Below are 26,171 nucleotides of genomic sequence, written 5' to 3' on the forward strand. Positions count from 1 at the left end.
GAAGACGTATACAATCCATGTGAACCGGGCCGCTCAAGCGGTTGAAGATGATCATCATGAGGATGGCGGCGGCGGATCGTCCGGCTCCGAGCCAAGCCAACCGAAAGATGGCGTTCTCACACTGCCGGCAGGTCAAGCGGGTGAAGTTAGCTTGGGAGATGCCGTTCAGATTTTCATTCCAGCGAATGCAACCGAACAGGAAATCAAGCTAACGATCCAACAGCTGCAAGACACGCAAAACCTGCTCCAAAACGGCGGGATCTTTTAACCGAACAGGATGTCCAGGATCGTCCCTAGCTGCCCGCGCGATTTGCCTTCGAGAATGCGGGGGTTGTACACTTCGACAAAACCGCAATTGTCACAGGAAACGAATAAGAAATGATTGTGCTGGATATCGAACATTTTGCTGAGACCGGTGCCTGTCATGGCGACTTCTTTGATCCGGCAGCCCGTTCCGGTGCATTTGGCGCATTTGAACTTTTCCTGGATGGCATCCTCAATACGCATTTGACATCCCTCCCATTAAATGTAAATGTTTCGTCATTTTTAATAGGTTATGTCGGGACTCTAGAATCTAATCCTTGATCCTCACATTGCGCTGGTGACCGTTAGCCGGCTGCGGGCCTGCATAAATAAGGCACAACTGTTGGGTCGCGTGGGGGGCCAGCCGGCGGGTGGAACGTTCGCCGGCTTCTAACGGACACCGCGGCCGCTATTGGAATGCAGCCCGGCGTGTTTCTGCGCTAACGGACACAGGAGCGCCTATATGCCGATTTCACGGTGAAATCGGCCCGAAAACACGCGAATAACGGCACTGGTGTCCGTTAGATCCTCAGAACGGCGAAAATTCGCCGAATAGGCGCATCTGTGTCCGTTAGCCGGCTGAGGGCCTGCACGAACAAAGGCACAACTGGTTGGGTCGCGCGGGTAGTTCAGCCGGGCGGATGGAAGGTTCGCCGGCTTCTAACGGACACCGCGGCCGCTATTGGAATGCAGCCCGGCGTGTTCCTGCTCCAACGGACACAGGAGCGCCTATTTGCCGATTTCACCGTGAAATCGGCTCGGAAACACGCGAATAACGGCACTGGTGTCCGTTAGATCCTCAGAACGGCGAAAATTCGGCGAATAGGCGCATCTGTGTCCGTTAGCCGGCTGCGGGCCGCCAATTGCCGCTAAAGGCTCGGCGCATTCGGGGGCGCCGTCGTGCCGCCAATCCACAGCTCGCCCTGGATGCGAATGTGCTCGCACGGCAGCGTCGGATTGGCGATGCGCCAGAGCATCCGGTCGGCGGCGCGGTAGCCCGTCTCGCGAACGGCGAGCAGCGGCCGGGTGAACGCCGGCAGGGATGCCGGCTGGTCGTTGAGCATGCCGATGAGCGAGATGTCCTCCGGCACCCGCAGGCCGAGCTCGGCGCACAGCCGGTACACGGCCGGGACTTCGCCGTCGACGCCGCAGATAATGGCCGTGGGCGTATAAGCCAGCAGCTTGGCGCGCAGATCGTTCAGCCAGTGCGGATTCGCCGTGCGCTCATCGATCGAGTGCCTGGCGGGATCGATGGCTGCATCGAATTCGTTCATCGCATGCTGGAACGCCTGCCAGCGGAGAATAAACCCCCGTTGGTGATACGTATCCCCCACGTACATGATATGGACATGGCCGATCGATCGCAGGTAGGCGACCGCCTGGTACGTGGCTTCGTAGATGTCCCAGATGACGCTGTCGACCTTCGTGCCGAGAGGCGGGTAGCTCAGCAAAATTTTGGGAACCGGCAGCTTCAGAAGCTCGTCCTCCCAGGACTTGGGCGTAAGGCTCGGTGCGATGAAGATGCCATCCGTGTAAGCAAGGCCGTGCTCTTCCAGCCAGCCGGACATCGCCCCCTCCCGAATGGAAGTAGGCAGCAGGCACGTCTCGATATGGTGGCCGAAGGAAGCGAAGCGGTCGCGCAGCCCGAGGGTCAAGCGCTCGTTATAGCTGACGGAGGCTTCCGTTTGAACGAGCAGAAAGCGCATTTTCTCTATGGGATAAGGGGCGATGTGTTCGGCCCGTAAGCTGCGTATTTGATCCTTGGTAAAATAACCGCGGAGCTCCATCGTCTCCAAAATCAGCTGTCGTGTCGTTTCCGACATGCCGGGCTTGCCCTTGAGCGCTTTGGAAACGGTTTGTACGGTTAGGCCCAGCTCTTTGGCGATCGTTTTTTGCGTGACGTCTTTGCGTATAGGCATGCTGGCTCACCTCTATTTGATTATATTCCGTATCGTACCATGAACGGTTTATAGATTAAACTAAAGTTAAACTAGTTTCATGCGAGCGCCGGACTATAATGAAGGTATTCGATCATATGGAGGTTGTGCAAATGGTTAACCAAGCAGGTAAGCAAACGATCACAATTACATCCGAGCTTCCGATTTCATATACCCCAGACGTCGTCGTTGTCGGGGGAGGCGCCTCCGGCGTTGCCGCAGCGATGGCGGCAGCCCGCAACGGGGCGGACACACTGCTCATCGAGCAGCGGGGATATTTGGGCGGCATGGGGACAGCCGCATTGGTGCCGGCATTTTGCCCATACTCGGACGGTGAGAAGCCGATCATTCGCGGAATCGGCCTCGATCTGCTGAATGAGATGAAACGGGAAGCCGGGGAGGCATTCCATCGGCGCTTCCAAGAGCAGCTGGACTGGGTGCCCATCGATGTAGAGACGCTCAAGCGGGTTTACGATCAGCAGGTGCTGGACAGCGGGGCCAAAATTTTGTTCCACACGGTTGCCGATCAAGTGCTGCTTGACGGGGATCGCATCAGCGGACTTGTCATCAGTAACAAATCCGGGCGCTCGGTCGTGCAAGCGAAGCTGTATATCGACGCCTCGGGAGATGCGGACTTGGCGGCGCTGGCCGGCGTACCGTTCCAAACGGGCGGGGACAACGGCGAGCTGCAGCCAGGGACGATGTGCTATCTCGTGACGGGTGCCGACAAGGCGCGCTTCGATCAATTTTGCCAAGATACCGGGCAGTCCAAACAGCTGGACAAAACGATTGTGGAAGCACAGCAGAACGGGGACCTGCCCGAAGGGCGCAAACGGGTATCCGGGATCGCGTGGATAACCGATTCGATCGCCGGGTTCAACTTCGGTCACATATTCGGCATTGACGGCACGAAAGCGGAGGATCTGACATATGCCGCTATCGAGGGGCGCAAGCTGATCGACACCCAGATCCGGTTCCTGCGCAAGTATGTGCCGGGTTTCGAGAACATTCACCTCGTGCACTCCGGGGACCAGATCGGTATCAGAGAAACGCGCCGCATTGCCGGAGATTACACGCTGGTCGTGGACGATTTCATCTCCATGCGAACGTTCGAGGACGATATCGCGCGCAATGCTTATTTCATCGACATTCATCTGGCGAATGCGAGCAGCACGATGGTCATCAAGCATTTGCCCAAAGGCAAATCGCACGGCGTTCCATACCGCTGCATGCTGCCGCAGGGCAAGTCCAATCTCATCGTCGCCGGACGCTCGGTTTCATCGGACCGTCCGGTCCAAGGCTCGCTGCGCGTTATGCCGAACTGCTTCGCCATGGGCCAGGCGGCCGGTACGGCTGCGGCGATGGCAAGCGTCACAGGCGGAGGCTTCCGCGAAGTGAACATTCCCGAGCTGCAGCGCAAGCTGGTTGAGCAGGGAGCATGGCTTGGCGAGCATCCGGGGAAAGCGGAGGCTGTCGCCATCGCTTCCGGTCAAATCCAATACGACGAGGAAAGCAAATAATCGACTCAAGAAGATCGTCCTGGCCTGCTGCTTGCGGGGAGACGGTCTTCTTTTTTCACAATCGGGTGTTATACTAGACGTATAAGCATAAGGGGGCTTCGCAGCATGTTTCGACTCGTTATTGTAGACGATGAACCGACTGTCCGTCATGGGTTGATGACTTATTTTGATTGGGATAAATATGGCATTGAAGTTGTGGGAGAAGCGGATGACGGCGACGTAGGGCTGGAATTGATCGAACGTCTCAAGCCGGATATCGTGCTGACGGACGTGCGGATGCCGCAAGTGGACGGTATTCGGCTGTCTCACGAAGTGAAGGCGCGCTTTCCGGCGATGAAGATCGTGTTTGTGAGCGGTCATGATGATGCGGATTATTTGAAATCGGCGCTGAAGGTCAATGCCGTGGATTATATTTTCAAACCCGTCGACCGTCTGGAACTGGCTGCCGTTGTGGAACGTGTCGTGAACGAGCTGAAGGAAGCGGAGCAGGAGCGAACGTATATCGTCGATATGCAGGTGAAACTGACCCAGAGCATGCCGCTTCTGCGGGAGAAATTTCTGATGTCATTAATTCGCGACGGCATTATGCATCCGGGCAGAATTCAGGACCGGCTCGACTTCCTTGGACTCGATCTGCCGCTCGAAGCGGTGTATTGGACGATTGTCGTGAAAATCGACGACAGCGCGCAAGTCGTGGCGACCCGGAGCGAACGAGACCAGCAGCTGCTGTCGTACTCTATTTTGAACATTGTTCAGGAAATCATCGGCAAGCATATGCAGGGATATGTCTTTGAGAACCGGGGCGGCGAGTATGTCGGCATTCTGCGGATGGATGAGGAAGATACCCAAGAAGAGATGCTGCTGGCGGTTGCCGAGGACATCCGGGACAGTCTGCTGAAATGGCTGAAAATCAGTGTAACGATCGGTGTCGGCGAGCGTATAGCCGAATTGGCCTCTCTGCCGCAATCGTACAATCAGGCTCAAGAGGCTGCCGATCAGCGGTGGTATTTGGGCAAGAATCATGTCATCTCCATTGACCATTTGCAGCACGATAACGATAATGTCTATCGGTTCGAAACCGCTCAGGCCGAGCGTATTTATTCCCTGATCAAGTCGGCGGATAAAGAGGCGCTGCATGCCGAACTGGACGGCGTGTTCATCCCGCTTTCCCAGAATCGCAAGATGGGGTTCGCGTATGGGCGCAACGTAAGTCTGCTGCTCATCGTGCAGACGAACAGGCTGATGCAGGAGCTGAACATGCTGGGACCGGAAATGGATCATAAGGAAAGGGACTTATGGGAGCGCATTTTCAACCAGGAGCGGATTGCGGACTTGAGAGCGATTGTCGAAGAGCATCTAATGCAGGTGTGCGAAAGCATTGAAGAGAAACGGAGAGGGAAGCCTAAGAACGTTATCGAACGGATCCGCACCCTCATCGAGCAGCGCTATGCGGAGAATTTGCAAATCAACGACATTGCCAAAGAGGTCTTTCTATCCTCGACCTACATGTGCCTCCTGTTCAAGCAGGAAACCGGTGAAACGATCAATGAATTTATGACGAAGGTAAGAATCGAGAAAGCGAAGGCCTTGCTCAGCGATCCCCGCAACAAGTTCTATGAAGTATGCTTCCAGGTCGGATACTCCGACCCGAGCTATTTCAGCAAGCTGTTCAAGAAATATGTCGGACTTACGCCAAGCGCATACCGCGATCAGATGATATAGAAGAAGGGGCCACCATCGATGAAACGGCTGCTTACTAATTGTTGGAATTACGTGTTGTTACTTGCAAACGGGATGATGGCTGCCAAGTATTGGCTGCTGGGATACGTGTTGTTCATTCTTATTCCTGCAGCTGTACTGCTGATTGCGCACACACAGAGATCTTCGCACATTCTGGAGGAGGAAGTAACGAATACGATGCTGCAAACGCTTAAGCAGGCGAGCATCAATTTGGATTTTCAATTCGATTCGGTTCGCGACACGTCCAATACGCTGTTCATGAATCCGAAGCTGGGAGAATATTTGAACCGTCAGGTGACGCTCGAGCAGCAGCTGGAATCTCTGAAGGAGCTGCGGTATCTAGTGGATAGTTCGGAAGCGAATACGAACGTATTCCGGGTTCGCTTGTTCGTGAATGGAGATCGCATGTTTACGGGCGAGAAGGTTAACTTCTTCACGCAGGAAAGCTTGGAGAGTTGGCCGTGGTATGAGAAAGTGATGAACTCGGGAGGCGCCATCGTATGGTCGGGCGCTTATTTGGAATCGTATATCGACCGGGGGCCGGTTTATATTTTCTCGGCAGCGAGAATGCTAAGGGATTTGCACGATTACGATCAAATCTCGGGTGTGCTGCTCATCGATGTGGCCGAGAAGACGATTACCGATATTTTGAATAAAATTAAGTTAACCAAAGAAGGCACGATTTATTTGCTTGGGAGCGATGGTTCGATCATTTCGCACGGGGACAAGTCGCTGCTCGGCAAAAAAATCATGACCGAAGAGCAGCTGGAGACGATCGCTTACAGCGATGAAGGCGTCATGAGGCTGGAGGGCGAGAAGGATCAGCGCTTTGCGATTTATACGAAGGTGGCTTCGACAGGCTGGAAGCTTGTGGCCGAAGTGCCGCAATTGGAGATCAGCTCCCGGGCCGTAGCGCTAAACCAGTTCTCCGGCATTGCGACGATCTCGACCGTGACGATTCTGTTCCTGCTGCTCGTGTTTATTCTGCTCGCGATGATCGTGCGCAATATGAACCGGCGCATTCAGACCGTCATCCGCACGATTAAGCGGGGAGGCGTTGAAAGTCTGGACGATCGTACGTTTAACGCCGGCGGCGACTTCAAGCTGCTGGAGAATAGCGTCGACCATCTGATTCACCGGGTTCACGATTTGATGGAAGAAACCTATCAATCCAAAGTACAGGAACGCGAGGCGCAGCTTCGGGCTTTGCAAGCGCAAATCAATCCGCATTTCTTGTACAATACGCTGGATACGATCAATTGGATAGCTATCGGACATAATGCGCCCGAAATTTCCAATATGATTAACGGCTTGGCCAAATATTTCAGGCTTAGTCTGAACAAAGGCAGAGATTTGGTCAGCGTAACCGACGAGTTGAATCTGGCCAAAGTATACTTGGAAATTCAGCTGAACCGGTTTCCCAAAACATTTGAAGTCGTCTTCGACATCGAGGAAGGGCTGGAAGAAGTGGAAATGCCGAAGCTGACGCTTCAGCCGATCGTCGAGAATGCGCTGCTGCACGGCATCCGCAAGTCCAAAGGCAAGACCGGTACGATCTTCATCCGAGCCCGCAAAGAAGAGAACGTACTGATCCTCTCCGTGACGGACGACGGAATCGGCATGGACGAGGAGCTTGTCCAGAGCCTCCTGACAGAGCCACGCCCAACAATGAAATCCGATGGCTCGGGAAGCTCCTACGGCCTGTACAATGTCAATGAACGCATCAAGCTGTTCGCCGGAGATCTCTACGGCTTGCAGATTCAATCCACGCTGGGCGAAGGAACGACGGTCACGGTCCGGATCGGATACCACGCCTCTTAAATGCAACACCGCCTTTTGCAGAAAATCTGCAGACGAGGCGGTGTTTTTTTATGAACACCATAAGATTGCACCAGAAACAGAAATATTACCATCTACATTTCATTTTGGCCCCTCGATATAATTGTCCTATAAGAACACGGAGGTGAGCCATTCATGAGTACAACACGAGCAGAGCTAGAGCTGCAAACAGCTCACGCCAAACCGGTGGCTAAAGGCGGGGGCCGATGGAAGCTGATCCTTAGCAATTATGATTTGTACTTGCTGCTAGTGCCCGGATTAATCTTTCTGCTGTTATTCAAATATGCGCCGATGTACGGCATTATCATCGCTTTCCAGGATTTCAACATCTTCGACGGGTTCATGGGAAGCAAATGGGTCGGTCTCGATCAATTCGAGAAGCTCATCCATTCGGAAGAATTTTATCAAGTATTCATCAATACGCTGCTAATCAGTTTGTACAAGATCGTGCTGCTGTTTCCGATTCCGATCATCATCGCGTTATTCTTGAACGAAGTGCGCAAGATGTTCTTCAAGAAAACGATTCAGACGATCATTTTCCTCCCGCATTTCTTGTCCTGGGTCATTATCTCGGGGCTGTTCATCAACATCCTGTCTCCTGCGGGCGGGCTGGTCAACAATGTGATTCAATGGTTTGGCGGGGAGCCGATTTCCTTCTTCCTGGACAACCAATTTTTCCGCAGTGTCGTCGTGTTTACGGCAGGCTGGAAGGAATCAGGCTGGAATGCGATTATCTTCATCGCCGCCATTGCGGGGATCGAGCAGGAGCAATATGAAGCCGCTTCGATCGACGGTGCGGGGCGCATCCGGCAAATGCTGTACATTACGCTGCCGGGGATCGTCCCGACGATCATTCTGATCTTGATTCTTCGCTTAGGGTATTTGCTGGAAGCGGGTACGGAGCAGATTTTGACGATGTATAACTCGGTTGTTTATGAAACGGGGGACGTCATCGGCACCTTCGTCTACCGCCAAGGTCTCGGCCAGCAAGACTACAGCTTCAGTACGGCTGTCGGACTATTCAACTCCGTTGTCGGGTTTATCCTGATCGTAGCCGGCAATGAATTGAGTAAAAAGCTGATCAAGCGCAGCATCTGGTAGGAGGCGAAACTATGCACAAGAAAACAATTGGCGATTGGTCCTTAGATTTCATGATTTATCTTTTTCTCATCGTTTGCGGCTTGGCTACTTTGCTGCCGCTCGCCAATATTTTATCCAAAGCGATATCCGATGAATCAGCCGTCATCTCGGGGAAAGTAGGCATCATTCCCGTAGGCTTTCAATTGGACACGATGAAATATGTCGTTTCCTCCAGCCAGTTTCTTCACTCCATCGGCATTTCACTGCTGATTACCGTTGTCGGAACGTTTCTGGCGATTCTTATTACGGCGCTTACGGCGTATCCGTTATCCAAAAGGCATCTGCCCGGCATTTCGTTCATCATGCTGCTGTTCATTTTCACGATGATGTTCAATGGCGGTATTATTCCGAACTACCTGCTCATGAAACAGCTGCATCTCATTAATAACCTATGGTCCCTCATGCTGCCGGCGTTAATTAGCGTTTTTAATATGCTCGTTATCAAAAGCTATTATGAATCTCTGCCGGAGGCGCTGGAGGAATCCGCCAAAATGGATGGCGCCCGCAACTTTACGATTCTGTTCAAAATCATTATTCCGCTAAGCGTGCCGGTTATCGCAACAATCGCTTTGTTCTATGCGGTGTACTTCTGGAACGACTATTTCCATCCGATGCTGTACATCAATGATGCCGGACTTAAGCCGTTGCAGCTGTACCTGCGTGATATTGTGATGGATGCGGACAGCTCCAATGCCGTGAACAAAAGCGTGGACGACATGATGAATGTATCGCCGGAAGGTATTCGCGCAGCGACCGTCATTGCTTCGATCATTCCGATGCTGCTGGTGTATCCATATTTGCAGAAGCATTTTGTCAAAGGCGTATTGATCGGTTCCGTCAAAGGGTGATTGTGCATTAACGCCCTTGGATAGATAGCTATCCAAGGGTTTAATGATATATTATATACAATTAATAGGGAGGTTTGCACATGTTAAAAAGACACAATAAAGTAATGCTTTTAACGCTCGCAGCAAGCTTATCGGTAACATCTCTCGTCGCTTGTTCTGCCAAAAGCGAAACGCCGGCAGGCAGCGCAGCTCCGTCCAGTGCAGCACCGGCAGCAACGGCGAACGGACCGAAGCCCGAACTGAAATCCTTGCAAATTTGGCAGAAGGACGACTATAACACATATCCGGTTGCGAAATATCTGGAGCAAAAGACAGGCTATAAAGTGCAGTACGACATGCTGCCTCAAGATAAAGCGGCTGATAAGCTGAACATTCTCATCGCTTCCGGCGAGCCGTACGATGCGGTGACGACGGGGGGAGGAACCGATTTCAAAGCGCTGTATGCGGATTATGCCAAAAAAGGCGCCTTGACGGACTTAGGACCACTGATCGATAAATACGGCCCGAACATTAAAGCAGCCGTAGATCCTGCTGTCCTGGAAGCAGCCAAAGTGGACGGCAAACTGTATGCGATCCCGACCAAAACGATTTCTTTCGCCAGCGAAAGCTTGTATGTCCGACAAGATTGGCTCGATAAAGTGGGCATGAAAGCTCCTACAACGTTGGATGAGCTGGTCGCTGTATTGAAAGCGTTTAAAGAGAAAGATCCGGGCGGCAACGGTGACAAAAACATTCCGCTTACCATCAAGGGCGATGCCATGTTCATCAACAACATCGTCGGCGCGTTCGGCATGCCAACCTTCTGGAACGATGTGAACGGCAAGCTCACGCCACGCGTGCTGGATCCTGCTTACAAAGATTATGTCACCTTCGCCAATGATCTCTTCAAGCAAGGCTTGCTGGATAAAGAGTTTGCAGCTAACAAAGATGCTACGGCGAAAGAGAAGTTCTCCAGCGGCAAAGCCGGTATGATGATGCTGCACTGGGCCGACGTCCCTGCTGTGAACGATGCGCTGGTGAAAAACAATCCGAATGCCAAAGCCGCCTTCATCCCGGCCCTGAAAGGAAAAGACGGTAAAGTAGGCCTGAACGCCGCAACAGGTTTCGACCGGATTACGTTCATTCCCAAAGCTTCCAAGCATCCGGAAGATGCGATCAAATGGATGAACGCCAAGCTGGAAAGCGAAACATTCAGAACGATGGCAATCGGTGAAGAAAATAAACATTACACATTGAAAGACGGCGCTTACTTGCCGATTCAACCGATCTTCACGGACGAGCGCAACCAAGCCAACAACTTCTTGATGGGTACTGATGATAAAAATTACCCGACGTACTGGCAGGCTCGCGTTCGTAAAGATCCGCGTTTGTTCGATGCCTGGAACTTCATGAACACGATTGAACCGGCTAACACAAGAATCAAAGATCCATTAGGCTTTGCACCATATTTGCCGGAGTTCTCCAAGAACTTCCAACAATTGAACACCATGGTGGGCGACTATACCACGAAGCTGATTTTCGGCGCAGAACCGATTAGCGGAATTGAAGCTTTCCAAGCGAAATTCAAGGCGGCCGGCGGAGACGCCAGCTATAAAGAAGTTAATGATTGGTACGCAACAGCGAAAAAATAAGCGTGGCTCGAAGAGAACGTGCCTGTGAGCAGCGCATGTTCTCTTCTTTTTTTAACTCATACGACTAACGGAGGGAATCTAACATGAGTATTAGCCAAGTTCTCAAATCAAGTTCTGTCATTACGCGTCATCCGAACAACCCGATTCTAACAGCCTCGGATGTCCCTTATGAGCCGGCTCTCGTCTTCAATGCCGGTATTACCAAGTTCCAAGGCAAATATGTGATGATGTTCCGCAACGACTATGGGGACGTTCAAAAGGAAACTTTGCTGCCGTCCAATACGACGAATTTGGGCTTGGCCTACAGCGATGACGGCATCCATTGGAACGTTCAGGACCGGCCATGCTTCGGTATCGAGAACGAGGAAATCATACGTACGTACGATCCGCGCCTGACGGTGATCGACGGGCGTTGTTATTTATGCTTCGCTGTAGATACGAAGCATGGCGTTCGTGGCGGCGTAGCGGTGACGGATGACTTCGTCAACTTCGAAGTGTTGAGCATGTCGGCGCCGGACAACCGCAACATGGTATTGTTCCCGGAACGCATCGGAGGCAAATATATCAGGCTGGAGCGTCCGTTCCCTGTCTATGGCAAGGGAGGGAGGGACAGCTTCGATATTTGGATTTCCGATTCCCCGGATTTGAAATATTGGGGCAATACCGAGCTGCTCATGGGCCTTGAACATGTGCCGTTCGCCAATGATAAAATTGGTCCCGGCGCGCCTCCGGTCAAAACGTCCAAAGGCTGGCTTACCACATTCCATGCGGTGGACATCGATCCGTCCCGTGGGAAGAACGGCTGGGAGCCGTATTGGAGGAAGCGGTATTCTGCGGGCATCATGCTGCTGGACTTGGATAACCCGTACCGCATTATCGGGATGAGCCAAGAGCCCCTGATCGCCCCGGAGGCCAGCTATGAAACGGATGGCGGCTTCCGTAACGATGTCATTTTCCCGGGCGGCATGGTCCTGGAGGATGATGGGGAAGTGAAGATTTATTATGGTGCGGCCGATACCGTAGAATGTTTGGCGACTGCGCATGTGGATGATTTAATTCGTTTGTGTTTACCGAAATAATTTCATCTTAATGGAAAAATTGTATTTATAAGGATGGTGAATCATGGAGATGACGGGTCAGCGCAAATGGCAGGGGAAAAGCTGGTGCACGCTCGGTGACAGCATATCTGCGGCAGGCGGTTATCAGCCGATGGTAAGCGCGGCGCTTGGCTTCGCCACCGTGCTGAACGAAGGCCGGAGCGGGTGTCCGCTTACGGCCGGCGGGGACCGCGACTACGGAGCGACCGTGCACATCGGGCGGCAGATGGAGCCTGTGTATGATTGTGTCACCGTCTTCGCGGGGACGAACGATTTCTGGTTGGATAAGCCGATCGGCCGGAAAGGAGTGCGGGATATCCATACGTTCTACGGGGCGTACGCGTCGCTGGTGGAGGACATACTCACCAAAAATCCGGCCTGCCGCCTCAACCTGTGGACACCGCTTCAGCGGGATAAAGACGGCTTCGACATCGATTCCGTGAATGCGGAAGGCCACCGGCTGGCGGATTATGTGGAAGCGATTGCCGCCATCGGCGCCGAGTACGCGCTCCCGGTGCTGAATCTGTATGCGGAAAGCGGATTTAACCGTTTCACGCTCGGCTTTCTGAGCAGCGACCGGCTGCATCCGAACGAGGAAGGCTTTAAACGGATTGCGGCTATGGCGATTCCTTTCCTGGATCGTATCTAGTCGTGACGGGAGGGACCGGTGGCCGGATAGGGAAGAGATAGACGGGCTGTGTAGACGGACTGTGTAGGCGGAACGATAGATGGGCTGGATAGACGGGTTGGATAGGCGGGCTGGAAAGACGGGCTGGGTCAACAGACTGGATATACGGAATGGATAAGCGAGCTGGGTAGACGGGACTGGATAGACGATTGGACCGGCATGAGCGAGGGCTTGTGGCGGTTTTTTCGTAGGAGTGACGCTGTAAGTCGGCAAGGTAGAGTGGCGAGCTGCTAGCTTCGGCCCATTAATCGGCCGGGCAAGTGCGAAAGGCGTTGCCGGGCACGGGCTTTCGCCTCGCTAACGGACACAGGAGCCCTTATTCGGGGAAATAGGCTCCTGTAAAATTGTAACGGACACCAGAGCCCTTATTTGCACATTTGGGGGCTGATTTGGCCGCAAAAAGTGCAAATAGGGTCCGCTGTGTCCGTTAGAATTGAAACAGGGCTCTTTTGGGGAAAATAACGGCCCCTGTGTCCGTTAGAATTGCCGAGCAAGCCCTGGCAGTCTGGATTGAGCTCGGACTGGGGACTTAGCACGCAGCTTGGAACCCGCTGCTGAACAAGAATGTCGCCGTGCCCGCGGCAGCCACCGCCACCACAGCAACCGTAACCGTAACCGTAACCGTAACCGTAACTCTAACCCGAATACTGCTGCCACACGCGCATCCGAACAAGCTAAAATATCACCTGTAAAATGTACAGGTGATCAGATGAAAGGTGTTATTTATCTCAGCCTAACAGCGCATAGATCAGCTACTTAAACCAGCCTTTCTTCCAGAACCAGGCGAACATACCAAGCCCGATGCCGAACATGATGATGAGGATGGCAAAATAGCCCCAATGCCACTCCAACTCAGGCATATAGGCAAAATTCATGCCGTACAGACCGGCAATGAAGGTGAGCGGCATGAAAATGGTGGTGATGACCGTCAACGTTTTCATGATCGTATTCATCCGGTTAGCATTCAAAGAAATGTAGCTGTCCCGCATATCCGCCGTCATATCGCGGTTGGATTCGATCATCTCGGAGAGCTTAAGCAGATGGTCGTGGATGTCCGTAAAAAACACAAGATGCTCGCGAATATGCTCAATCCGGTCGGTATTAATGACCCGGTACAGCAGATCGCGCATCGGCACGATGGTTCGGCGTATTTTCAACAACTTGGAGCGTATTTCGAAAATATCGTTCATAAGCACTTCTATCGATTCGGAATGCACGTTATTCTCGATTTCATCGAGCTGATCCTCCAGCTGATAGACGCTTGGGAAATATTGATCGACCAGGTTGTCCAGCACCAAATAGGCGGCATAAATATGGCCTTTGCCACGCAATTGGACCTGCTCGGTCAACCGGGCCCAGGCATCTTCTATTTCGCGTGAGTCATGTAAATGGAAAGTGACGATGAAATTGCTGCCGAGAAACATATCGACTTCTTCCGCATCCAGCGTTTTGGCATTCATGGCATGCATGACGAAGAAATGGATATTCTCGTAGTGGTCCATCTTCGGTCGTTGAAGCAAATAGAAGCAATCCTCGATAGCCAGCGGATGGAAGCAGAAATGGTCTTTTAATTGTAAGGCTTCTTCCTCGCTAGGGTTATGGAAATCCACCCAATACCACCGAATGGAGGGATCATCCAGCTGTTCAAGCGGGATATTGTCTAGCAACGAGAAGTCATTGGTGATGGCAAGGGTACGAATCATAGTGCTTACTCCCGGATAAATGCAATTTAGATTTCCATTCTAGCATACATTGGAAAAAATACAGAATTTCTAAAGACTCTAGGAATTATGACCTAGAATCCCAAAGACGAGAAGGTCTTTTTTTATGGGTCTAAAAAGGATTTAAGGGGGTTTTTGTCGAATCTTAAAAAGGGAATATATGACTAATGGAGGAGCTGCAGCGTATGCAAGACAACCATGTAAAAGTTATTTCCGCAACGAGTTATTTGCTAAGAACGATCATTCCGGCTGCGATTGGGTCGGCTGTTCTGACGGTATTGACTTTGAAGATGAACGGAGTCGATACAGGCAGCCAGGCTTTTATCAATAGCGTCTTGCTGATCGCGGCGGCCGGCGCGCTTCTGGGCGCGGTGATCGGGTTTCTCAACTATCGGCGGTTCGTCGCTCCGATGAAGCTGATCATTTCGCAGATGAGCTCCGTGGCTCAAGGCAATTTGGCAGTGGAGCTGGCTTCGCAGAAAGTAGGGCTGCTGGGACCTGTTACGCAATCGATCGGACAATTGATTAAATCTTGGCGCGGAATTGTAAAAGATGTCAATGACAGTACGACGGAAGTGCTCGAAGCTTCCACCCAGCTGTCTGCCAACACGCAGAAATCCGTTGGGTCGGCGGACCAAATCTCGGTATCCGTGCAGCAGGTGGCCAAGGATATGGAGCAGCAGTCGCAAACGGCTACGGATGTCATCGCCGCGCTGCAAGAGGTGAAGGTGCTTCTGAGAGAAGTGTGTGTCTCCTCGACGGAGGTTGCCCGGAAAGCGGACCAAACCGCGGACGAGTTGAATCGGGGGAAGGAAGCGATCGCGCAAACCGCCTCACAGATGCAATCAATCCGAGATAACGCCCACACGACAGAAAAATCGGTGAAAGGTTTATACGAAAGCCTTCAACATATTGAGGAAATGTCGCGGGTCATTTCGGGTATTGCTTACCAGACGAATCTGCTGGCGCTTAACGCTTCGATCGAAGCGTCCAGAGCCGGAGAGCAGGGACGCGGGTTCTCCGTCGTGGCCGCGGAAATTCGCAAGCTGGCCGAGCAGTCGGAAGATTCCGCCAAGCGGATTCGCGAGAAGCTGGAGGAAGTCCAGGATGAGGGGAAACAAGCGGTTGACCTGATTTCCCAAGAGGCTCTAGAGATTGAGCAAGGTCTGGCGACCATGCAGCAATCCGTCGATATTTTAGCCGCGGCCTCTCAGGACTCTCAGTTAGTTGCCGCGCAAATCCATGCTGTCAATCAAGCGAGCCTAAGCATCAGCGAGGCTTCGGCGGACATGCTTGGCCGGTTGGAGAGCATGGGCGAGCTGGCCCATCACTCCTCTGCCGCCAGTCAGCATGCCGCTGCTTCCGTGGAGTATCTGGCGTCTTCTTTGGACCGGATCCACGCCTACGCCGGCTCGCTGCATACAATGGCAGAGAAGCTGAAACAGGGAACCCAAACGTTTAAATTATAAGAAAAAGTGCTTGTGTGAAGTTCACACAAGCACTTTTTCTATGGTTAGGGGATGAAGCGCGTGGCTTTCATCCACGTGCACGAAAGCGTCGTACCGCTGCGCCATCACCGAGGGAACGTAGTTCCCGCGCTCGTAGGCCGGGCGGTACACGACCCCGATGGCACGGTGCCCCAGCACCTCGTGCCCGAGAACGGGATCCTCCCTGCGCAGCAGGAGGATCTGGTCATACGCGCCGGCACGATGCATGAGCTCCTCCCAGCTGCCCGGCTGGGCAGCGGGCACCTGCATCGTCGCCACCGGCGCGCCCCAGGCTTTCGCGGCAAGGACGGTGCCGCGGTAAGTGCCGAAGCCGATGGCGAACACATCGGCTTCCCCGTGCGCTTCGCGCACGAGCTGGCCGACGTTGACCATGCCGTCGGCCAGCATGTCCGTCGCACGGGCGTCGCCGATGTGCGTGTTATGCTCCCAGACGATGACTTTGGCGTCTGGGCCGTGGTGCTCGGCGAGGCGCCGGAGCGCCTCGGTCATGTGGCGGTCGCGGACGTTCCACGATTCCGCGTCGTGGCGAACCATGGTGCGGTAATAGTCCTCAGCGTTCACGGCCACCAGCGCGTTCAATTCCGCGCTGAGGGCCGCTTCGCTGTCTTCGTCATACCGCACCCTTTTGGCGTGAAGCTCTTGGAGCAGCTTCACGACCTCGTCTTGGCAGCTTTCGCCGTAGAAAGCTGCGGAAACGCCGTAGTTTTGCCCCTCTTCGTCATAAGCGTCAAAACAAGCGAAAGCTTTCCGCGCTAAGTCAAGCTGCTCGGGCGTGCCGCTCTCCTGCAGGTAGCGCTCGATTTCAGCCAGGGACTCCCACAAGCTGTAGACGTCCAGTCCATAGAAGCCGACCCGTTCATTGACCGGTTTATCTGCGTTATGCTGCTTAAGCCAATCGGCTAGCTCAATGACTTCTTCGTTGGCCCACATCCATGTCGGCCAGCGATTGAAGCTCTCGAGCGTCTCTCGGGCACTGGGCTTGGCGTTCTTATAGTGCTTCACATAGCGGTTGACCTCATAGCAGGAAGGCCAGTCGCCTTCAACGGCTATGAAGGTGAAGCCTTTGTCTTGGATGAGCTTGCGCGAAAGCTCCGTCCGCAGCTTGTAAAACTCCGAGGTCCCATGCGACGCCTCACCGAGCAAAACGTATTTCTTATCACCGATCGCTTCAATTAACGTATCGAGGTCGTCGGCTGATTCGAGCCGAACAGATTGCTGTTTGATTTGCTCCACGATGACTTCATGGATATCCGTGTTCATGTTCGTTTTTTCGTACACATTGGCAGCTCCTATTCCTCACATTTTTCTTCTGTAGTATGTACAAATGGGCAGAAAAAAAGCGATTCTCCCGAGGTGGGCCTCTGTCATCGTTCGTTTGCTTTTTGTAACACAATTGGAATATTTCTGTTACAGTCCGCTAATATACGTAGGGTATTATAATAAACAAGACCCCCTTTTTTAATATAAACTTTGGACCTGGCCCCGTTGGCTAGGTCCCCTTTTTTTGTGCGGGGATGATATACTGAAAGTAATTAAACTAAACGGTTGAACCGCGATTATGGAGGTAGCAGCTTATGTCGAAGCCCCTATTCGTTATCATCAATGGCCTTCCGGGCACAGGCAAAACAACCTTAGCCAAGCGGCTTGCACAAGATGTAAGGTTGCCGTTGTTTTCACGGGACGGATTGTACGAAACGCTGTACGAAGCAATGGAGTGTCAGCATCATGGCTGTCCTGAGAACATGGCGCCTGCTGCGTTTGCACTCCTGTATGAGGTGGCAGGGACGCTTTTGTCAGCGGGTCAATCTTTGGTTACCGAGGGATTTTTCGGGAGGCCCGAGCTGCGGAGCGCCGAGTTTCTGAAGCTGCGGAAGGCTTCCGATTTCCAGCCCTTGCAAATTATGTGCCAGGCGGATGGCGAGGTGATCTTAAGTCGCTATCTCCAGCGGATGGGCAGGAGTGACCGGCATGAAGGACACCGGGACCTGGAATGGTTGGAGCAACCCGGGAACAGAGAGCGGCTGCTTGCCGGCCGGCTGGCACCTATGCAGCTTGGCGGTACGCTGATTGAGATCGATACGACGACTCAGCAAAGTTTCGACTACGAAAAGCTGCTTGAACGGGTACGCGCTGCGAGTGTGAAAAGCTGAAGTATAATCATGGAGAAGCGAGGGATCCTCATGCAACATAAGCTTCCGTACGAGCTGGCTGCAAAAATTGGCGGATATTCATGGCAAAGAATCACACTCGGTCAATCCCAGTCCCGAACGTACCGGTTAACGGGTGAAGGGCCGGATATGTATTTGAAAATCCAATCGCTCACAGCTGTCGAAAGCCTTGTTGGCGAGAAGGAACGATTGGTATGGCTGCAGGGGACATTGCCTGTCCCCGAGGTGTTGTTTTACGGGAGAGACGATGCTGACGAGTACATGCTGATCACCGAGATCGCCGGAATCAATGCATCCGACAAGTGCTATGAATCCGCCCTTCCCCAGCTCATGCAGCAGCTCGCTTACGGGTTAAAGGCGGTTCATCGGGTTGAAATTGCAGGCTGCCCCTTCGATCAACGGCTTGACGTGAAAATAAAGGAAGCTGCAGGGCGGGTAGAACGCCAGCAAGTGGATGAGGACGATTTCGACGAGGCGCGGAAGGGGTTCTCGGCCCGGGAGTTGTTGAAGGAACTTCAGGCGACCAGGCCGGCCGCAGAGGATATTGTTTTCACGCATGGCGATTATTGCTTGCCCAATATCATTCTCCACGGCGGGAAGGTGAGCGGGTTCATCGATTGGGGCAGGGCCGGTCTGGCCGATCGTTATCAGGACCTGGCGCTTGCTGTTCGCAGCATCAGGTATAATTTTGGGCAGGAGCATGTGCAAGCGTTTCTTGATGCTTACGGTCTCGCGAAGCTGGATGAAGATAAGATTCGCTACTATCAGCTTCTGGATGAATTTTTTTAGCGGTCGGTGCGCCGCGGTGTCGCTAGTGTCAGCGAGCTATGGCCGTCCTTGTGCCTCGGGATGCTTAAGGCGACTTCGTTAGCATCTGCTGTAGCGGAAATACGGTGCGCTATTTCGCGGGTAACCGCCATTTTGACGGCGAGAGGGGAAATAGGATACTCTATTTCGCCGTAAATACGGTGATCCGAGCCATCTGCGTGCCAATAAGGCATCGTATTTCCGCCTAATGCCCCAAAACCCGGCGTTTTCGCTAAATAGCAGCCTGTATTTCCGCTAGCCCGCGCTCGATGCCGCTTAAGCTGCCCCACGCCCCGATACACTCGCTCATACACGCTCACTCATCGCCACGCCCCGGTAAACCGCTCATCCACGCTCACTCATCGCCAGCCCCGGCACCCCGCTCATACACGCTAGCGCATCCGCCTTTACCTCGGCACACTCGCTCATCCACGCTCACTCATCGCCACGCCCCGGCACACCGCTCATACACGCTCACTCATCGCCACGCTCCAGCACACTCGCTCATACACGCTCACTCATCGCCACACCCCGGCACACCGCTCATACACGCTCACTCATCGCCACGCCTCGACACACTCGCTCATACACGTTCGCTGATCCGCCCATGCCCCGGCACATCGCTCATACAAGCTCGCTCATCCGCCCAGCCCCGGCACTCCACTCATAAACGCTCACTCATCGCCACGCCCCGGCACACCGCTCATACAAGCTCGCTCATCCGCCCAGCCCCGACACTCCACTCATACACGCTCACTATCCGCCCGCACCCGGGCACACTCGCTCATCCACGCTCACTCATCGCCACGCCCCGGCACACTCGCTCATACACGCTCACTCATCGCCACGCCCCGGCACACCGCACATGCACGCTCACACATACGCCCACGCCCTGGCACACCGCTCATACACGCTCACTCATGCACCCACGCTCGTGCGCAACGCCCGAGCGCATCGCTTGTAAACATGCCCCTGCACATACGCCACACCCGAGCTCCCTGCAAACACACAAAAGGACCCGCCAGAAAACGGGTCCTTTCTCCTATCGCTCAGAGCGATAAATCTCCTTCACCAAACGGTAAGCCAGCTTAGGCTTGCGGTACTCGTTCAGCAGTCCTTTGTTGTTGAAGCTGCGGGCGCGGTCGCGGAAGTACGGGCGGTCGCTGCGCACATCGACGCGAATGTCCGCGAAGTGCCAGATCAGCGTACCGACGATGCGCGGATCCTCGCGGAAGATCGCCAGCGCTTGCTGCAGGACGTCAGCCTGGTAGTCTTCACTGAACAGGCGCGGCTCCCAACCGGCATCGCCGAAAATGCCGGCCGCACCGAATTCGCTCATGATGAGCGGCTTGCCTGCGGCGCCTTGCGCTTCGGCGTTGGCGTAATAATTTTGCAGCATATCCCGGAAGCCGCTGACATGGCCCTGATACCAGCCATAATATTTGTTGATGCCGATGACATCGAAGTAAGACAGGACGATGTCTTCTTCCGGATGCATGGTGGCGTAAGTGACGAGGCGGCTGGCATCCATGCTGCGGATTTTGCCGACGAATTTCTTCGTCAGCTCAAGCGCTTCCGTGGACCGGGTATCGATCTCATTGTGAGCGCCCCAGAAAATGATCGAGGGATGATGATAATCGCGCGTAATCATCTCGTCCAGCATCTGAATGCCGCGTTCCGCAAACAGAGGGCTTGCGAGTGTTTCCAAGCTCATGAAGCAGCCCCACATCGGGATCTCGCTCCATAACAGCATGCCGTGCTCGTCCAGCAGATCGACCCAGAATTGGCTTTGCGGATAGTGCGAGCCGCGAACGATGTTGCAGCCGAGGTCCTGCAGAATCGATAGATCCTTCAACATGAGCTTAGGCGGAAAGGCGAAACCCCACTCCGGATGCTCCTCATGACGGTTAACGCCTTGCAAATAAAGCTCCTTGCCGTTAAGCAGAATTTGTCCGCCGCGCACTTCCACGGTACGGAAGCCTGTCCGGTCGATCAGATCGTCCTCACCGGCCTGTACGCTAAATGTATACAACTCAGGACGACCGACATCCCATTTGCGGACGTTGGCGAGGCTGCCGCGAAGCGTGAGCTTCACGGATTGTCCCGCAGGAACATGGGCGGTAGAAGCAGGGAAATCGAGACCTTCCGTGGAAGCGGTAATGGTGAGCTCGCGATCTTCGCCGCTCAAGGAGTTCAACTGCAGCTGCAAGGAAATATCGGCATCGCTGCCCTGAAGCTGGTAGTCGATTTTCAGGGAGTCGATGTATACGTCAGGCAGCTCCTGCAGTTCAACGGATCGCATGATTCCTCCATACGAGTACCAATCCGCCACATCGGTAGGCAGTGTCTGCCAGTCCAATGTGCTGTCTACCCGGACGATCAACTCATGCCGTCCTGGCGCCAGATGCGGGATCAGAGCGGAGAATTGCGTATAGCCGCCGAAGTGGTAGGCAAGATGTTTGCCATCCACATACACGTCGGCATGATGCAGAATGCCTTCGAAGATCAGACGGATATTGCTTTCTTCGGTGATATCGAAGAAGGTGCGGTACCAGGCTGCGCCGATATATTCAAATAAGCCCAGTTCGTTATTCCAGCAGGATGGAACGACGAGCTTGCGGGAATCGCTTGGGAAGTTGATGAACCATTCCTCGCTGATGCCTGCGTTGCCGGGATCGGTGACGAAATCCCATACTCCGTCGAGCGAACGGGTCTGGCGGGCGATGTGCTGCACAAAAGTACGTCTCAAAGAAAAAATCCCCTTTCATGTCTGTTTCGTAAAGCGTATCATGGAAGAATGGGTAGTCGCTATGGACAAAGGAGTTTATGATTTGTCAAAATCGCTTTGACGGTGGTGAAACATGGATGGAAGAGAGCGCGCACAGAATGTATCGTCTCCGTCTGACGTACGAGAAGCTTCCGGTACCCGGCTGGCGGGATATCCGGAATACGATGGATGTACATTCGCTTTATTGGATTATGAGCGGGGAGGGCGAATTCTCGCATGCTCCTGATGAGGAGCCGATTCGGGTGAAGCCGGGAACGCTGTTGTATTTGAAGCCGGGCTTTTCCTTGACGATGTCGTCCTCCGTGGATCAGCCGCTTTATATACGCATGCTGCTGTTCGATGCCTTCGATGTGCCCTATGAGCACCAAACGTGGCAAAAGCCCGTCTATGTGGACACGCTTCACCTGCCGTTCATCAAGCTATATTCCCCGGAACAGGCTGTTTGGATACAGGAGCAGATCAAAATGATGTGGTCGATCCAGAGCACGGACCCGCACGAAAGGCAAGCGGAATTTCAATATGTGCTTTCGCGGCTGCTGCATTATATGAGGGATACGAACGATTCGGCGGACCCGTATATGAAAGCCTACCAGCAGGCCAAGTTCTGGATAGAAACATGCTACAATCGTCCGCTGAAGATGGAGGAGCTGGCGCGCAGCTTCCATATCTCGGTCTCTCAACTGCGCAAGCTGTTTATGCAGCAGATGGGCATCCCGCCGAAGGAATACTTGAACCGGATTCGCAACGAGAAAGCGAAGACGCTGCTGCTCCTGACGGAGGAACCGATGAAAGCGATCGCGGCCGCTTGCGGCTTTGCGGATGAATTTCATTTTGGTAAAATGTTCCGTGCATGGAATGAGGTATCGCCGGCCCGCTTTCGGGCCTTGTATAAATAGGTAGAGGAGAATGAGCGAACTATGGGAAAAGAGATCGAAAAGAAATTTCTATTGCCTGCGTTTCCGGCAGGCGAGCTGGATGAGGGAACGATTAAGCTGGTGTCCAAGCAGTATATTTACCAAACGTATCTGGCTTTCTCGGAGGACCAGGAAATTCGGGTGCGCAAGCTGGTGGACAGCTCCGGCCAAACGACCTATACGCATACGTTCAAATCAGGACACGGTATGGTCCGGGAAGAGATCGAGTACGGCATCTCGGAGCCGGTGTACAAGCAGCTTCTGGAGCGCACGGGGCTGATCCCGCTGGAGAAGATTCGCACGACGGTGGAGTGCGGTGGATTGTTTTTCGAGATCGATGAGTATAAGCAGGTGGATTTGGCGGTCGTTGAGGTTGAGTTTCCGGATGTCGCAGCAGCCGAGCGCTTTGAAGTACCTGCTTGGTTCGGCCGGGAGCTGGGGGCTGAGGAGGAATTCCGGAACAAGTCCATGTGGATTGCGCTGCAGGACAAATCTTAAAAAGTGCAGGAGGCTAAGCCGTCTCCGCATGGCGGAAGGGGCTTAGCCCTCATCTTCATCTTCACCTTCATCTTCATACCGGTTGCGATTGGGGGAATATAGTGATCAAGGATTTGCTCAACAATTTTGCGCTGCTTGCTGTCTTTACTTTCATTTCGATCCAAACTTTTTATAACCCTGCATGCAGAGCAATTGGGAAATGGAAGTTTCGCTTCTACGTAGGACTGGCTCACGGGATGTATGGCGTCCTGCTTGCTCTGATTGGGGTTCAAGCGGGGGCCAGACATATTCTGGATTTGAAAGCGATTGCGATTCTCATGGCGACGTTCATTGGCGGAAGTTTTTCCGGCTTGATCGCTACGCTGGTGATGATTCTGGGAAGAACGATGATCGATCCGTTTGTCCTGTTCCGCGTAAGTGTACTTGGGCTGCTGATTTTTGCGGGCAGCGCTCTCGTCCATCATTACGTTCACCGGTATTGGAGCAAGTGGGGGCTGCTCATTGCTTGCCCGGTCGTCTTCCTGTTCATTGATATGGTGATTGTGTATCGGCTGCCTTTTGTGGAAATGGTCTTGCCGGCCTTGCTGCTGCATCTGGGCGGCGGGGCGCTTGTCGGAGCGCTGTTCCAGTATTTTATGAAGTCGGAGGAGTTAAGAGGACAACTGCATCATATCAAACAAGAGCTTGCGAGCATATTGAGGCGGCAGCCAGGCATTACGTTCAAGGTGATCAGGATTCAGAATGAACCCGTGTTCACGATGATAGACGGCCAACTGCTGCACGATCTCGGGCTGGAACCGCGCCAGCTCGTCTATCGGGATGTGCTGCCATTAAAGCAATTTACGGCGGAATTCTCGGAGCATTTGAAGCTGAAGTTCGAAGAAGCCTGGCAGGGCCATCAAGTCTCCTATGAGGCTCATCTGCAGGGCAGGACCTTGTTCACGACGCTGCAGCCCGTATTCGATGGGGAACAAGTGGTAGAGATTATCGGCTCGACGACCGATATTACGGAGCGCATAGAAGCGGAGAAACGCGTGCAACAATCGGACCAAGCGAGCCAGGCCAAGAGCCAGTTCATCGCCAAGATGAGCCATGAAATCAGAACTCCGCTCAACGGGATTATCGGACTGACGCGGATTCTCGCGAAAACGCCGCTGTCCGACCATCAGAAAGATTATTTGAGCAAGATCAAATCCTCCTCACACACGCTGCTCGGCATTATTAACGATGTGCTCGATCTGTCCAAGGTGGAAGCGGGCAAGCTGGAAGTGGAGCTTACGGGCTTTCATATCGACGAGCTTCTGAAGGATTTGGCCAGCATTCTCAGCGTCCTGCCGGATAATAAGCCGATCGAGCTGATTTTCAATACGGCTGCCGAGCTCCCTACCCACATACTCGGCGATCCGCTGCGGCTCAAGCAGGTGCTGCTCAATCTGTGCAGCAATGCAATCAAATTCACGACGACAGGCTATGTGATGCTGAAAATCGAGGTGGAGCCTTCATCGTCATCGAGTGAGCACATTATGCTCCATTTCACGATTGAGGATAGCGGAATCGGGATATCGGACGACCGGCTTGCCGCCATATTCGAGCCTTTCTCACAGGCTGACGGATCGACCAGCCGGGAATACGGCGGCACCGGACTGGGCCTTACGATCAGCCAGCATCTGATCAGTCTGATGGGCGGCGTGTTGGAAGCGGCGAGTACGGTCGGCAAGGGGAGCACATTCCGCTTCTCCCTGCCCTTCCAGGTCATTGAAGCGGCGGACCCCGACGCCTGGGACGTTTCCAAGCAGCATGCCCCGTACCGGGTACTTCTGGTAGAGGACCATCCGCTAATGAGCGGCGCCTTGCGAGAATCATTGGAGTCGTTCGCGCTGATTGTTACGGACGTATCTTCATGGAAAGCGATGTTCGACCGCCTGAAGGGAGAGGAGAAGTACGATGCAATTCTGCTCGATATGGAAGCCGAAGACATGTACGGTATCGAGACGTGGAATTCGCTAATGGACACGATCTCCAGGGAGCATACGGTAGTCGTAGGCTGCACCTCTCCCTTGGGCAAAGAGGAAATGCTGAAGCTGCCGGCCGATCAGAGACCCGATGCCGTGCTGGTGAAACCGATCTGCCGGTTGGAGCTCTTTCAGACGCTGGATGCCTTGTTCCATCCCCACCCTGCGGCCAAACACGCTGGAAACGGCGATGCTGCGAAGGGACTTGAGACGAAGAAGACAGGCCGCATTTTGCTGGTGGAGGATAATGAAATCAACCGTCAGGTCGCCGGAGAGCTCCTGGAGGAGCAGGGCTACAGCGTCTCGATGGCAGAGAACGGCCAGGAAGCGATCGACGAGCTTCAAGCGAATGCCTATGACTTGGTGCTCATGGATATCCATATGCCGGTTATGGATGGTATGGAGGCGATGCAGCGTATCCGGCAATTTCCGCTTTTTCAGCAGCTGCCGATTGTAGCATTGACAGCCAACGTCGTGAAAGAGGACCATGAGCAATATCTGCGACAAGGAATGAACGATGTCATCAGCAAACCGCTGGATGTGAAACGCCTGTACCAAGTGGTAAGCAAATGGATTGAGCCTCGTCGCGAACAGGCTCATGCGGATGCTTCACCGCCAAGTTCAGCGAATTTCTATATGGACATAGAAGCGATCGATTGGCGGGCGGCACTGGCTCGCGTAGAAGGCAAAGCATCCATTCTGACAGTCATGCTGCATCTGTTTAAGAAAAACTACAGCGGTTTCGCCGAGCAGTTGATCGCGCATCTGCGCGAAGGCGATACAGTATCCGCCAAGAGGGCCGTTCATACGCTGCTCGGTGTAGCAGGCAGCCTGTCGGCCGACGGGCTGCGGGAAGCGACGGCTAGGCTGGAACTGGCGATTGCGGAGAGCACAGATCTTCATGTGCCGCTCGCTGCCGTAGCTGCAGAAATCGAACGAATCATCGCCGGCATTCCGGATGAGAAGTGAATGAATAAGGGCGGCCAGGATAAGAAATCCTGGCCGCCCTATG

Annotated in this window: 22 protein-coding genes; 15 read left to right on the plus strand and 7 right to left on the minus strand. The window is 53.6% G+C overall.

Features of this window, described 5'->3' with window-relative positions:
* Positions 1–19: 19 nt before the first annotated feature.
* Positions 20–268, plus strand: coding sequence for a hypothetical protein (locus PUT07_RS30130; RefSeq protein WP_274472479.1), 249 nt, complete (start codon positions 20–22; stop codon positions 266–268).
* Here PUT07_RS30130 and PUT07_RS30135 read toward each other — a convergent pair.
* Both PUT07_RS30135 and PUT07_RS30140 read right to left on the minus strand, forming a co-directional pair.
* A complete protein-coding gene (locus PUT07_RS30135; RefSeq protein ID WP_274472480.1) occupies positions 265–507 on the minus strand; it encodes a zinc ribbon domain-containing protein in 243 nt (80 codons plus the stop codon). The two genes, PUT07_RS30130 and PUT07_RS30135, sit on opposite strands and share 4 nt — an antisense overlap.
* 665 nt (positions 508–1,172) lie before the next feature.
* On the minus strand, positions 1,173–2,222 hold the full coding sequence (locus tag PUT07_RS30140) for a LacI family DNA-binding transcriptional regulator (RefSeq protein WP_274472481.1): 1,050 nt from the start codon (positions 2,220–2,222) through the stop codon (positions 1,173–1,175).
* A 131-nt stretch (positions 2,223–2,353) separates the two neighbouring features.
* Between PUT07_RS30140 and PUT07_RS30145 the strand changes: the two genes are divergently transcribed.
* The 8 genes from PUT07_RS30145 (at position 2,354) to PUT07_RS30180 (ending at position 12,704) form a co-directional block, all read left to right on the plus strand.
* A complete protein-coding gene (locus PUT07_RS30145) occupies positions 2,354–3,760 on the plus strand; it encodes an FAD-dependent oxidoreductase (RefSeq protein WP_274472482.1) in 1,407 nt (468 codons plus the stop codon).
* Positions 3,761–3,865: 105 nt separating this feature from the next.
* Positions 3,866–5,482 (plus strand): response regulator transcription factor, encoded by a 1,617-nt coding sequence (locus tag PUT07_RS30150; protein ID WP_274472483.1) that lies wholly within the window; start codon positions 3,866–3,868, stop codon positions 5,480–5,482.
* 18 nt (positions 5,483–5,500) lie between these two features.
* On the plus strand, positions 5,501–7,321 hold the full coding sequence (locus tag PUT07_RS30155) for a sensor histidine kinase (RefSeq protein ID WP_274472484.1): 1,821 nt from the start codon (positions 5,501–5,503) through the stop codon (positions 7,319–7,321).
* A gap of 153 nt (positions 7,322–7,474) precedes the next feature.
* Positions 7,475–8,440, plus strand: coding sequence for an ABC transporter permease (locus PUT07_RS30160; RefSeq protein ID WP_274472485.1), 966 nt, complete (start codon positions 7,475–7,477; stop codon positions 8,438–8,440).
* An 11-nt stretch (positions 8,441–8,451) separates the two neighbouring features.
* On the plus strand, positions 8,452–9,327 hold the full coding sequence (locus PUT07_RS30165; protein WP_274472486.1) for a carbohydrate ABC transporter permease: 876 nt from the start codon (positions 8,452–8,454) through the stop codon (positions 9,325–9,327).
* 80 nt (positions 9,328–9,407) lie between these two features.
* Complete coding sequence (locus PUT07_RS30170) at positions 9,408–10,958, plus strand: extracellular solute-binding protein (RefSeq protein WP_274472487.1); 1,551 nt, start codon at positions 9,408–9,410, stop codon at positions 10,956–10,958.
* An 83-nt stretch (positions 10,959–11,041) separates the two neighbouring features.
* Positions 11,042–12,037, plus strand: coding sequence for a glycoside hydrolase family 130 protein (locus PUT07_RS30175; protein WP_274472488.1), 996 nt, complete (start codon positions 11,042–11,044; stop codon positions 12,035–12,037).
* A 43-nt stretch (positions 12,038–12,080) separates the two neighbouring features.
* Positions 12,081–12,704 (plus strand): SGNH/GDSL hydrolase family protein, encoded by a 624-nt coding sequence (locus PUT07_RS30180; RefSeq protein ID WP_274472489.1) that lies wholly within the window; start codon positions 12,081–12,083, stop codon positions 12,702–12,704.
* A gap of 568 nt (positions 12,705–13,272) precedes the next feature.
* On the opposite strand, the gene PUT07_RS30185 is transcribed toward PUT07_RS30180, so the two are convergent.
* Both PUT07_RS30185 and corA read right to left on the minus strand, forming a co-directional pair.
* Entirely contained in the window at positions 13,273–13,416 is a 144-nt protein-coding gene (locus tag PUT07_RS30185) for a hypothetical protein (protein ID WP_274472490.1), read from the minus strand.
* Positions 13,417–13,495: 79 nt separating this feature from the next.
* On the minus strand, positions 13,496–14,446 hold the full coding sequence (gene corA / locus PUT07_RS30190; RefSeq protein WP_274472491.1) for a magnesium/cobalt transporter CorA: 951 nt from the start codon (positions 14,444–14,446) through the stop codon (positions 13,496–13,498).
* Between the two features lie 203 nt (positions 14,447–14,649).
* Between corA and PUT07_RS30195 the strand changes: the two genes are divergently transcribed.
* Positions 14,650–15,933: a methyl-accepting chemotaxis protein gene (locus PUT07_RS30195; protein ID WP_274472492.1), complete on the plus strand. Its 1,284-nt coding sequence runs from the start codon at positions 14,650–14,652 to the stop codon at positions 15,931–15,933.
* 21 nt (positions 15,934–15,954) lie between these two features.
* On the opposite strand, the gene PUT07_RS30200 is transcribed toward PUT07_RS30195, so the two are convergent.
* Positions 15,955–17,232, minus strand: coding sequence for an erythromycin esterase family protein (locus tag PUT07_RS30200; RefSeq protein ID WP_379240996.1), 1,278 nt, complete (start codon positions 17,230–17,232; stop codon positions 15,955–15,957).
* Between the two features lie 314 nt (positions 17,233–17,546).
* Between PUT07_RS30200 and PUT07_RS30205 the strand changes: the two genes are divergently transcribed.
* Both PUT07_RS30205 and PUT07_RS30210 read left to right on the plus strand, forming a co-directional pair.
* Positions 17,547–18,122 carry an AAA family ATPase gene (locus PUT07_RS30205; RefSeq protein ID WP_274472494.1) on the plus strand — a complete coding sequence of 192 codons (576 nt, stop codon included), beginning with the start codon at positions 17,547–17,549 and terminating at the stop codon, positions 18,120–18,122.
* A gap of 30 nt (positions 18,123–18,152) precedes the next feature.
* Positions 18,153–18,929, plus strand: a complete 777-nt coding sequence (locus PUT07_RS30210; RefSeq protein ID WP_274472495.1) for an APH(3') family aminoglycoside O-phosphotransferase — start codon at positions 18,153–18,155, stop codon at positions 18,927–18,929.
* On the opposite strand, the gene PUT07_RS30215 is transcribed toward PUT07_RS30210, so the two are convergent.
* Entirely contained in the window at positions 18,926–19,141 is a 216-nt protein-coding gene (locus tag PUT07_RS30215; protein WP_274472496.1) for a hypothetical protein, read from the minus strand. The genes PUT07_RS30210 and PUT07_RS30215 overlap by 4 nt on opposite strands.
* Positions 19,142–19,989: 848 nt before the next feature.
* Positions 19,990–21,696, minus strand: coding sequence for a glycoside hydrolase family 2 protein (locus PUT07_RS30220; protein WP_274472497.1), 1,707 nt, complete (start codon positions 21,694–21,696; stop codon positions 19,990–19,992).
* 77 nt (positions 21,697–21,773) lie between these two features.
* Here PUT07_RS30220 and PUT07_RS30225 point away from each other — a divergent pair, with 77 nt between their 5' ends.
* The 3 genes from PUT07_RS30225 (at position 21,774) to PUT07_RS30235 (ending at position 26,128) form a co-directional block, all read left to right on the plus strand.
* Entirely contained in the window at positions 21,774–22,631 is an 858-nt protein-coding gene (locus PUT07_RS30225) for a helix-turn-helix transcriptional regulator (RefSeq protein WP_274472498.1), read from the plus strand.
* A gap of 21 nt (positions 22,632–22,652) precedes the next feature.
* Positions 22,653–23,147, plus strand: coding sequence for a CYTH domain-containing protein (locus PUT07_RS30230; RefSeq protein ID WP_274472499.1), 495 nt, complete (start codon positions 22,653–22,655; stop codon positions 23,145–23,147).
* 101 nt (positions 23,148–23,248) lie between these two features.
* Entirely contained in the window at positions 23,249–26,128 is a 2,880-nt protein-coding gene (locus PUT07_RS30235; RefSeq protein ID WP_274472500.1) for a hybrid sensor histidine kinase/response regulator, read from the plus strand.
* Positions 26,129–26,171: the final 43 nt, after the last annotated feature.

Origin of the sequence: Paenibacillus sp. MAHUQ-63, assembly GCF_028765165.1 — a bacterium.
GTDB lineage: Bacteria > Bacillota > Bacilli > Paenibacillales > NBRC-103111 > Paenibacillus_E.